The organism is Streptomyces sp. BE20, from assembly GCF_036322525.1.
GTDB lineage: Bacteria > Actinomycetota > Actinomycetes > Streptomycetales > Streptomycetaceae > Kitasatospora.
This window is the reverse complement of record NZ_JAQYWW010000141.1, coordinates 1-410: the sequence shown is the minus strand read 5'-3', so window position 1 is coordinate 410 and position 410 is coordinate 1. Positions and strand designations below refer to the sequence as shown.

Sequence of the window (410 nt, the reverse complement as noted above, 5' to 3'; positions counted from 1 at the left end):
TTTTTTTTTTTTTTTTTTTTTTTGGGTTTTTTTTTGTTTGTTTTTTTTTGTGTTTTTTTTTTTTTTTTTTTTTTTGGGGTGTTTTTTTTTTTTTTGTTTTTGGTTTTTGTTTTTTTTTTTTTTTTTTTTTTTTGTTTGTTGGGGGGTTGGGGGGTGGGTGTGTGTGTGCTGTCTTTCCCGCCCATTTTTTCTTAATCGTGTTTGGGGCGCCCCGCGCCCCCCCCCCCCCCCCCACAAACAAACACCACCCCCACCACCCCCACCCCACACACCCCAACCCACAAAAAAAAAAAAAACAAAAAAAAAAAAAAAAAAAAAAAACAAAACAAAAAAAAAAAAAACAAAACACACAACAAACCAAAAAAAAGCATAAAAGTTAACGCAAAACAAACCCCCCCCCCCCCAACAAC

General features: G+C 35.4%; 2 protein-coding genes. One reads left to right on the top strand and one right to left on the bottom strand.

Annotated elements, in window-relative coordinates; all coding sequences use genetic code 11:
* Positions 1–195: hypothetical protein (locus PUR61_RS44995; RefSeq protein WP_329874527.1), on the top strand; the 195-nt coding region annotated here is incomplete at its 5' end.
* Here the strand turns inward: PUR61_RS44995 and PUR61_RS44990 are convergent.
* Positions 192–410: hypothetical protein (locus PUR61_RS44990; protein ID WP_329874525.1), on the bottom strand; the 219-nt coding region annotated here is incomplete at its 5' end. The two genes, PUR61_RS44995 and PUR61_RS44990, sit on opposite strands and share 4 nt — an antisense overlap.